This window comes from Thermophilibacter sp. (assembly GCF_966187215.1).
Window position 1 is genome coordinate 1 of sequence record NZ_CBIFYV010000005.1, and the last position, 9,632, is coordinate 9,632.

Below are 9,632 nucleotides of genomic sequence, written 5' to 3' on the forward strand. Positions count from 1 at the left end.
ACAATTGGGAGCGTCCGCACAGCGCCTGCGGGGGCAAGCCGCCCATGTCGCGCGTCGCCGGTGTAAACAACCTATTGGCACACAACAGCTAGCCCAACGTGATGATCCGCGCGTCGACCACGCGGCCGTCCTCCACCAAAATCCGCCCCATCGACGGGCGCGACCGGCGCGGGTAGGTGGGGCTGCCCGGGTTCATCACGAGCGTGCCCGTCCACTCGTCGCGCTCCACGAACGGCGTGTGCGTGTGACCGCAGATGGCGATGTCGCTCTTGGGCAGGTTGAGGCGCTGGCGATAGTGCGTGACCTGCCACTTGAGCCCCTCGCTCACGAAGATGCAGCGCTGCCGCACCGAGGGGCCGTAGTCGTAGGACCAGTCGTTGTTGCCCAGGCACAGCTTGAGCGGCGCCACGGCGCTGAGCGTGCGGTAGTCCGACGCCGAGCAGATGTCGCCGGCGTGCACGATGACGTCGGCACCGGCCAGCTCGGCGAGAAGCTCCTCGGAGAGAAAGCCGTGCGTGTCGGAGATGATGTCGTAGCGCATGGGACCGCCCGTCTAGAGGCCGAGCGCGCGCTTGAGCGCCACCACGCGCCGGCGCGACACGGAGATCTTCTTGCCCTCGATGCCGTTGATGCCCAGCTGGAGGATCCCCGACGAGATGACCTCGACGTCCTCGACGTACTCGAGGTTGACGATGTAGCCGCGGTGCACGCGGAAGAACCCGTGCGGCGCGAGCTTCTGCTCGAGCTTGGCCAGCGAAATCGTGGAGAGGAAGCGGTCGGTGTCGGTGTAGATGCAGGAGTAGTCGTCCTTGGCCTCGATGTAGCGGATCTGGTCGATGGGCACCAGGACCTTGCGGCCGCTCTTGACCACCGGGATGCGCTCCACCGAGGAGTGGCTCTGGGTCTGCGGCTTGGTGCGGGCCTGCACCTTGTCGAGCGCCTGGTTGAGGCGGTCGGGGTCAACGGGCTTCATCAGGTAGTCGATGGCGTCGACCTCAAAGGCCTCGAGCGCGTACTCGCTGTACGCGGTCACGAAGACCACCGCGGGCGGGTTCTTCAGCTTGTGGAGCGCCTCGGCGAGCTGCATGCCGGAGGTCTTGGGCATGGAGATGTCCAGGAACATCACGTCGACCTTGCCCTCCATGAGCTTCTCGACCGCCTCGCGGGCGCTCGAGGCCTCGGTGATCGAGTCGACCCGCCCGGTCTCCTCGAGCAGGTAGCGCAGCTCGGAGCGCGCAGGCGCCTCGTCGTCGACAATCATCGCTCGCATCTGATGGTCCCTCCACGTTGCTTCCCGGCCGTGCGGCGCGGGCCTCATAATCCTACTCGTTACCGACCGCACCCGTGAGGCGCAGCCGCGCGTCAACGAGCCGCAGCGTGACGCACGTGCCCTCGCCGGGCTTGGAGACGATCTCCACGTTGGAGCCCTTCCCGTAGAAGCGCTCCACGCGCTCGGCCACGTTGCGCAGCGCCATGCCCGCACCGCGTCCCGAGCCGCCCCCTGACGGCGCGTCCGTCGCGGCGGGGCCGGGGGCGGACTCCGCCAGCAGCCGGTCGGCCACCGCCTTGTCCATGCCGAGCCCGTCGTCGGCGACAGCAATAAGAATATCATCACCGTCGGTCGCCACCTGAACGTCCACATGAAGCGGACCGTCGTCGCGCATCGCGTGGCGCACGGCGTTCTCGACGATCGGCTGCACCAGGAAGGACGGCACCGGCAGCTCGTCGCAGCCCCGCTCCACGTGCTGTGTCTCCACGATGCGGTCCTCGCCGAAGCGGGCCTTCTCGATGGTGAGGTAGCGGCGCGTCTGCTCGAGCTCCTGCGACAGCGGGATCAGCGTCTTCTCGGAGCTCTCGAGCGTGCGGCGGTAGAAGGTCGAGAACTCGCGCAGCAGGTCGCGCGCCCGCGTGGGGTTGGTGCGCGTGAACGAGGCGATGGTGTTGAGCGTGTTGAACAGAAAGTGCGGGTTGATCTGCGCCTGCAGCGCCTTGACCTCGGCGCGCGCGGTGAGCTCGGCCTGGCGGTCCAGCTCGTAGTACGAGAGCTGCGTGGACAGAAGCGACCCCAGCCCCTCGGCGATGACGATCTGCGTGCGGTCGATGTCCAGGTCGCGGCGGTAGTAGAGCTTGATCGTGCCCACCGCGCGGTCCTGCACCAGAAGCGGCACGATGATGCCGAAGTAGTGCCCCGACCTGCGGTTGCCTATCGAGAAGGGCCGCAGGTCCTGACTCTCCTGGTCCACCGAGACGAACGTCTCCATGCGCTTGCTCTCGAGCACCTCCCGCGTGGGCTTGGCGTTGGGCGAGCCCGGCACGTACGTGGTGCCGATCTGCCCCTCGAGCGCGAGCACCGTGGCGGTGTCGGTGATGGCGATCGCGGCGGCGCTGGTCTCGGGCAGCAGCAGCGCACAGATGGCACGCGCGTTCTCCTCGGTGAGGCCGCCGCGCAGGTGGCTCAGCGTGTTGGTGGCCACGCGCAGCGTGCGCTCGGTGGCCTCGGAGCGCGTGTCCTCGGGCGCGATGTTGACGGCGCCGCTGATCACGATCAGGGCGGCGATGCCGCAGCCCACGAGCATGGTGGCGGCCACCAGGCCGTTGTCGACGCTCGCGATCAGCGCGACGGCGAGAAGCGCGGCGCACGCGACCAGGAGCGCCGCGAGGGCGACGCCCGTGACGCGCGGGTTGGGACGAATCATGCCTCTCCTCCCTGGACGGGGAAGGCCCCCGTGTCGGCGAGCGGGTCGGGCGCGGGCGCGGCGGGAGCCGGGCGGGCGACGAGCGGCGCGACCTCGCCCGTGCGGCGGATGGCGCCGGCGAGCACGCGGTCGTCCCAGATCGCGGAGACCACCGTGGGCCACACCATCGCGAACGAGAGGTACCGCGAGCTCGCCGAGCGGGCGAACCGGTCGGCCTCAAAGCGCCCGCGCGTGAGGATGCGCAGGTAGGCCAGGCGGTCGGGGCCCTTGACCATGCGGCGCAGGGCCGTCTGGAACACGCGGCGGCGCACACCCTCCGAGAGCCACGGCGCCGGATACGGCATCAGCGACTCCGACGTGATCGTGCGCAGGTCGCGGCGCGCGTTCATGGCACCGAGCTTGCGGTACTCGTAAAGCCAGCGGTACACGTCCTGCATGAACAGCGAGGGCGCGGGCGCCATCTCCTCGGGCGGCTGCGCGCGGACGAACCACTCGTTGTCAAACCAGACGTCGAGCCCGTTGGCGCGCAGGTTGAGCACGTAGTCGAGGTCCTCGCCGCGCGTGATGTAGGGGTCGAAGGGCACCTTCGAGAAGGCCGCGGCGTGCAGAGCGCAGCAGCCGCCGCACAGGTGGTTCGAGCGCGTCACGCGCGTGGCGGCGTTCTGGGCGCGGCCCATCACCTGGTTGAAGCCGGCGGCCTTTGACCAGTACCTCTCGGTCCACGCGGTGGACGGGCGGGCGTACGGGCTGTCGTCCACGTCCACGAAGAAGCCGCTCTTGGCCAGGATCTGCAGGTTCTGCCGGGTGAGCGAGCCCAGGCCCCAGACGGCGCGCGTGAGGAACTCGCCGTCAAGCGCCACCTCGTCGTCATCGAGAAAGACCACCACGTCGTGGCCGAGGATGGCGGCCACGGCCAGGCCCATGTTGCGGATGGCGCCGTAACCGCGCAGCGAGACGGTCTCGCCGGTCACGTGGTGCGCCGTCCGGCTGACGGCGCGCTTCACGAGCTTGGCCTCGGGCGCGCCGATGACGAGCGGGTTGAGGTCGGCGTGCGCGCGGCAGATCGAGTCCACGCGGGCGCGCGCCGACTCCTCGCAGTCCTGCGGCGCCACCACGAGCACGATGACGCGCAGCACGCCGCTCACCTGCTCGAGCGACGTGAGGCAGTTCTCGAGCTCGGGCAGGGGCTTGTCGATGGGCGTGGTGTAGTCGTAGGCCCCGCGCTCGCCGAGGCCGGCGGCGGTGCCGCGGCCCCAAAAGGAAGGTATGACGATCGCGGGGTTCACGGTGCCCCTAGCCGCGCGGGACGGGGTCGTGGGCGGACGGGGCGGCGCCGGGCCTCTCGCCCGCGTCGGCGCCGAGGCTGCGCGCGAGCGGCGTGCGGCTGAGCGCGCGGAACAGCGGCAGGCCAAGCACGTACATGACCACGGCCTCGCCGGCGCCGGTGGTCAGCAGGCCGAAGAGGTACATGGCCGGGTAGGCGCCGTCGAGCGCGATGTTGGTGAACGGGATCGTGTAGAAGCCGATGCCCTGCAGCATGAGCGGCAGGTAGGCGGGGACGATCAGCGCGTTGGCGATCACCGGGCCGAGCAGCGCGAGCGCCGGGCGACGACGGTTGCGCCACGTGAACCACGCGCCGAGCGCGGTGGCCAGGCTGCCGAAGACCACGTCGAGCATGCCGAGCATGCCCGTGCCGGAGAGGGCGATGTTGGCCACGTTGGCGATGGCGCAGCCGAGCGCCAGGCCGGGGACCGCCTCGGGCGTGAGCAGCGCGAGCGCGCAGAGCGCCTCGGACACGCGGAACTGCACGGGACCCCAGGCAAGGCTGCCCAGGAAGAGCAGGGCCACCAGGGTGAGGGCGGCGTAGACGGCCGCGATCGTGCCGATGTGCGCCACGCGGCGGGCGCGGACGTCGGCGGGGACGGTCTGGACGGTGGTTGAACTGGCGTTTCTCATCTTTCTTCCTTCTCGTTGGAGGCTTTTCTGGCGCCCGTCGCGACGAGCGCGCCGTGCCCGTCGCGCGCGGGATCCCGGTGGAAAGCACCCCAAAAGAAGCATCCCCCTGGGCACAGCTGCTTTGATACTAGCAGAGTTGGGCGGGGCCCCACCGCATGCCGCGCGGGGCGCGGGCCGGGGCGCGTGCTAGCATGGTGGCGTCACCGCTCCCCTCCCGAAGGAGGACCCGCATGAACGCCCGCGTGAGACTCGCGTGCCTGGCCGCCGACGCCGCCCACTGGGGCGTGACGCGGCTGCTCCACCGCGGCGGCGGAAACGTGCCCGGAACCGTGGCGCTGCGCCTGGACCCCGGCATCGTGGGGCCGCTCTCGGAGGGGATCGACCCCATCGTGGTGGTCACGGGCACCAACGGCAAGACGACCACCACCGGGCTCGCGGCCGACGCGCTCGCGGCCGACGGTCGCGCCGTGGTGTGCAACCGCGCCGGCAACAACATGGAGTCGGGCATCGCGGCGGCGCTCGTGGGCGGGAGGCACGCGGGCGCCGGCTCGGGCGGGCGGCGCGCGGGCTGCTTCGAGTGCGACGAGCTCTACACCGTACGCGTGCTGCCCCGCATGCGGCCGCGGGCGCTCGTGCTGCTCAACCTCTTCCGCGACCAGCTCGACCGCTACGGCGAGATCGACCACACGCAGGACGTGATCGCCGAGGCGCTGCGGCGCTCGCCCGAGACCGCGCTCGTCTTCAACGCGGACGACCCGCTCTGCGCGGGCATCGCGGACCGCGTGGACAACCCGCTCGTCCCGTTTGGCATCGATGAGCCCACCAACCTCGAGGCCGACCGCATCTCGGACAGCCGCTTCTGCGCGCGCTGCAACGCGCCGCTCGACTACGCCTACGTGCACTACGGCCAGCTGGGGAGCTACCGCTGCCCGGAGTGCGGCTGGGAGCGCCCGCGTCTTGCCATCGCTGCCGTGAACGTGTGTCTGACCTGCGGCGGATTTGAGTTCGACGTCGAGGACCGACGGGGCGAGAAGGACGGCGCGCCCGTTGTGCGCCACCACGTGCGCACGCGCTACAACGGTCTCTACATGGTCTACAACGTCATGGCCGCGCTGGCCGCCGACCTCGTGGCGGGCGGCGACGTCGATCGCTTCCAGGGGGTTCTCGACGCCTATGAGCCCGCGTCCGGGCGCGGCAAGACCTTCTCGCTGGACGGGCGGCGCCAGGTAACCTCCAACCTCGCGAAGAACCCCACCGGGTTCAACCGCATGGTCCAGCAGGCGCGCGCCGAGAACGCGCGCTGCCTCGCGCTCTTCCTCAACGACAACGACGCCGACGGCCATGACGTCTCGTGGATCTGGGACATTGACCTCGAGCGCCTGAGTGACGTGTCCGACCTGCGCTTCGTTTGCGTGGGCGGCACGCGGCGCGAGGACATGGCGGTACGCGTGAAGTACGCCGAGCTGGGCGCGCCGATCGTCCTGGTGGACGACATCGAGGACGCACTGGGCTACCTACCCGCCGACGAGCGGCTCCACGTGATCGCCAACTACACCGCGTTCCCGCCGGTGGTGGCCGACCTCGAGCGCCTCGCGGAATCGTGGCGCGCGCCCGGGGCGGCGCGGGAGCTGCCGGCGGCCGTGACGCCGCGCGCGGAGGGCGCCGTGGCGCTGAGCCGCCCGCTGCGCATCGTGCACCTCTACCCCGACGCGCTCAACCTCTACGGCGACGGCGGCAACATCGCGTCACTGTCCAAGCGCTGCGCCTGGCGCGGCATCCCCTGCCGCGTGGACCAGGTGCTCATGGGCCAGGAGCTTGACCTCTCCGACGCCGACGTGGTGCTGCTCGGAGGCGGCGCCGACCGCGACCAGCTGGCCGTCTGCCACGAGCTCCAGGGCCAGCGCGACAAGCTCGCGGCCTACGTGGCCGACGGCGGCGCCCTTCTCGCCATCTGCGGCGGCTATCAGCTGCTGGGCCACTACTACATGATGGGCGAGCAGCGCGTGGAGGGGCTGCACGTGCTGGACGTCGAGACCACAGCCGGACCCACGCGCCTCATCGGCAACGTGGCCGTGGACTCGACCGTGTGCGACGCACCGATCGTGGGCTTTGAGAACCACGCGGGCCGCACCGTCCTGGGTGCCGAGAAGCCCCTGGGCCGCGCGCTGGTGAGCGGCACCGGCAACAACGGCGGGGACGGCGGCGAGGGCGTGCTGCACGACGGCGTCATCGGCACCTACCTGCACGGGCCGATCCTGCCCAAGAACCCCGGCGTCACCGACTGGCTGATCGCTCGGGCGCTGCGCCGGCGCGGCGCGGACGCTGACCTCGCGCCCCTCGACGACGCGCTCGAGCGCGCGGCCCACGACGTCGCCCTGCGCATCGCCACGCACCGCTAGCGCCGCGAGCGGGCGTCCTTCTCACCGCGTCGCGCACTTCTCGCCGCGCTCCGCTCTGTCTCTCGACCGTGTCCTTCTCGCCGCCTGTCTAATAACACGCAAAAACTGACATTCACAAACCTTAATCCTGCAATTATATGAATATGAAATCATTTTTTGCGGGTTAATCGCCGAGAAGGGCCGGGGCTTGGGACGGGCGCGGCGGCCGAGTGCGCAGCGGACGACGTCCACCCACACACAAAACGGCCCCCGACCGAAGCCGGGGGCCGCAGCTCAGACTATCGGGCGAACCTTACGCCTCGGCGTAGAGGTCCTTGAGCTTGAGCAGGTGCTCGTAGCGGGCCATGGCCGCCTCCTCGTTCTCGGCGAAGAGCTCCTTGGCGCGCTCGGGGAAGCTCGTGGTGAGCGAGGCGTAGCGAGCCTCGTTCATCAGGAAGTCCTGGTAGCCGCCCTTCGGCTCCTTGGAGTCGAGCGTGAACTTCTTGCCGGTCGGCGCGGCCGGGTTGAAGCGGAAGAGGTTCCAGTAGCCGCACTCCACGGCCTTCTTCATCTCGGCCTGGCAGTTCTGCATGCCGCCCTTCTTGATGGAGTGCATCTCGCAGGGGCTGTAGCCGATGACGATGGACGGGCCGTCGTAGGCCTCGGCCTCCTCGATGGCCTTGAGCGTCTGCGTGGGGTTGGCGCCCATGGCGACCTGCGCCACGTACACGTAGCCGTAGCTCATGGCGATCTCGGCGAGGCTCTTCTTCTTGGTCACCTTGCCGGCCGCGGCGAACTGCGCCACCTGGCCGATGTTGGAGGCCTTGGAGGCCTGGCCGCCGGTGTTGGAGTAGACCTCGGTGTCGAAGACGAAGACGTTCACGTTGTGGCCGCTGGCCAGGACGTGGTCGAGGCCGCCGAAGCCGATGTCGTACGCCCAGCCGTCGCCGCCGAAGATCCAGAAGCACTTCTTGGTGAGGTACGCCTTGTCGGCCAGGATCGCGCGGGCCTTGTCGCAGTCGACCTTCTCGAGCTCGGCCACGTAGGCGGCAGCGGCCGTCTTGCTGGCCGCGGTGTCGGTGCGGGCCTCGAGCCAGGCGGTGGCGGCGTCCTTCAGCGCATCGGTGGCGCAGTCGGACTGGAGCAGCTCCTCGGTCTCGACGACGAGCTTGTCCTGGACGGCGTCATAGCCCAGGGCCAGGCCAAGGCCGTGCTCGGCGTTGTCCTCGAACAGCGAGTTGTTCCACGCCGGACCGTGGCCATCGGCGTTCACCGTGAACGGCGACGTGGCGGCCGGGTTGCCCCAGATCGAGGAGCAGCCGGTGGCGTTGGAGATGAACATGCGGTCGCCACAGGTCTGGGTGATCAGACGCGCGTACGCGGTCTCGGCGCAGCCGGCGCAGGAGCCGGAGAACTCGAGGTAGGGCTTGGCGTACTGGCTGCCCTTGACGTTGGCGGCCACGAGCTCCTTCTTCTCGGAGACCTTGTTGACCGCGTAGTCCCACACGGGAGCCTGGTCGAGCTCGGACTCCTGCGGAACCATCGTGAGGGCTTCCTTCGGGCAGACCTTGGCGCAGTTGGTGCAGCCCATGCAGTCGAGCGGGCTGACGGCGATCGTGAAGCTGTAGCCGGTGTTCTTGGGGATGGTCAGGTCGACGCGGCGCATGTTCTCCGGCGCGGCGGCCTGCTCCTCGGCGTTCATGACGATCGGGCGGATCGTGGCGTGCGGGCACACGAACGCGCACTGGTTGCACTGGATGCACTTGGTCTCGTCCCAGTGCGGCACCATGACCGCGACGCCGCGCTTCTCGTACTGAGAGGCGCCGAGCTCCCACTGGCCGTCGGCGTAGTCGACGAACTTGGAGACGGGCAGCGAGTCGCCGTCCATGCGGTTGATGGGCTCCATGAGCTCGCGCACCTGCTTGACGATGGCCTCGCGGCCCTCGAGGGTGAGGACGGAGGGCTCGTCGGTGGCGTCGGCCCAGTCGGCGGGCACCTCGAACTTGCGGTACGCGGTGGCGCCGGCGTCGATGGCCTTCCAGTTGGCCTCGACGATGTTCTGGCCCTTCTTGGCGTAGGACTTCTGCGCGGCGTCCTTCATGTACTGGATGGCGTCCGCGGCGGGCAGGACCTGCGCCAGCGAGAAGAACGCGGACTGCAGCACGGTGTTGGTGCGCTTGCCCATGCCGACCTTCTCGGCCAGGTCGATGGCGTCGATGAGGTAGACGTTGATGTTGTTCTGGGCGATGTAGCGCTTGGCCACGGCCGGCAGGTGGGAGGCGAACTCCTCGTCGGACCACTGGCAGTTCACCAGGAACGTGCCGCCCGGCTTGACGTCGCGGACCATCGGGAAGCCCTTGACGATGTAGGACGGGTTGTGGCAGGCCACGAAGTTGGCCTTGTTGATGTAGTACGGCGAGCGGATCGGGGAGTCACCGAAGCGCAGGTGGCTGATGGTGACGCCGCCGGTCTTCTTGGAGTCGTACTGGAAGTACGCCTGGACATACTTGTCGGTGTGGTCGCCGATGATCTTGATGGAGTTCTTGTTGGCGCCCACGGTGCCGTCGCCGCCCAGGCCCCAGAACTTGCACTCGATGGTGCC

7 protein-coding genes are annotated in these 9,632 nt (G+C 69.3%); 1 reads left to right on the forward strand and 6 read right to left on the reverse strand.

The annotated features are described in order from the left end of the window. Window positions 1-88: 88 nt before the first annotated feature. The 5 genes from ACWTSU_RS00645 to ACWTSU_RS00665 are packed head-to-tail and all read right to left on the reverse strand — an operon-like array spanning window position 89 to window position 4,652. On the reverse strand, window positions 89-541 hold the full coding sequence (locus ACWTSU_RS00645; RefSeq protein WP_455137972.1) for a metallophosphoesterase family protein: 453 nt from the start codon (window positions 539-541) through the stop codon (window positions 89-91). Between the two features lie 12 nt (window positions 542-553). Beyond that, on the reverse strand, window positions 554-1,270 hold the full coding sequence (locus tag ACWTSU_RS00650; protein WP_455137973.1) for a LytR/AlgR family response regulator transcription factor: 717 nt from the start codon (window positions 1,268-1,270) through the stop codon (window positions 554-556). Between the two features lie 52 nt (window positions 1,271-1,322). Continuing rightward, the gene (locus ACWTSU_RS00655) at window positions 1,323-2,696 is read right to left on the reverse strand and encodes a sensor histidine kinase (protein WP_455137974.1); all 1,374 of its coding nucleotides are present in this window, start codon (window positions 2,694-2,696) and stop codon (window positions 1,323-1,325) included. Continuing rightward, entirely contained in the window at window positions 2,693-3,982 is a 1,290-nt protein-coding gene (locus tag ACWTSU_RS00660; RefSeq protein WP_455137975.1) for a hypothetical protein, read from the reverse strand. The genes ACWTSU_RS00655 and ACWTSU_RS00660 overlap by 4 nt, the downstream gene beginning before the upstream one ends. Before the next feature lie 7 nt (window positions 3,983-3,989). Then, a complete protein-coding gene (locus ACWTSU_RS00665) occupies window positions 3,990-4,652 on the reverse strand; it encodes a QueT transporter family protein (protein WP_455137976.1) in 663 nt (220 codons plus the stop codon). Window positions 4,653-4,882: 230 nt separating this feature from the next. Between ACWTSU_RS00665 and ACWTSU_RS00670 the strand changes: the two genes are divergently transcribed. Then, the gene (locus tag ACWTSU_RS00670; RefSeq protein WP_455137977.1) at window positions 4,883-7,051 is read left to right on the forward strand and encodes a MurT ligase domain-containing protein; all 2,169 of its coding nucleotides are present in this window, start codon (window positions 4,883-4,885) and stop codon (window positions 7,049-7,051) included. Window positions 7,052-7,343: 292 nt separating this feature from the next. On the opposite strand, the gene nifJ is transcribed toward ACWTSU_RS00670, so the two are convergent. Then, the coding region (gene nifJ, locus ACWTSU_RS00675) for a pyruvate:ferredoxin (flavodoxin) oxidoreductase (RefSeq protein WP_455137978.1) at window positions 7,344-9,632 on the reverse strand (2,289 nt) is incomplete at its 5' end.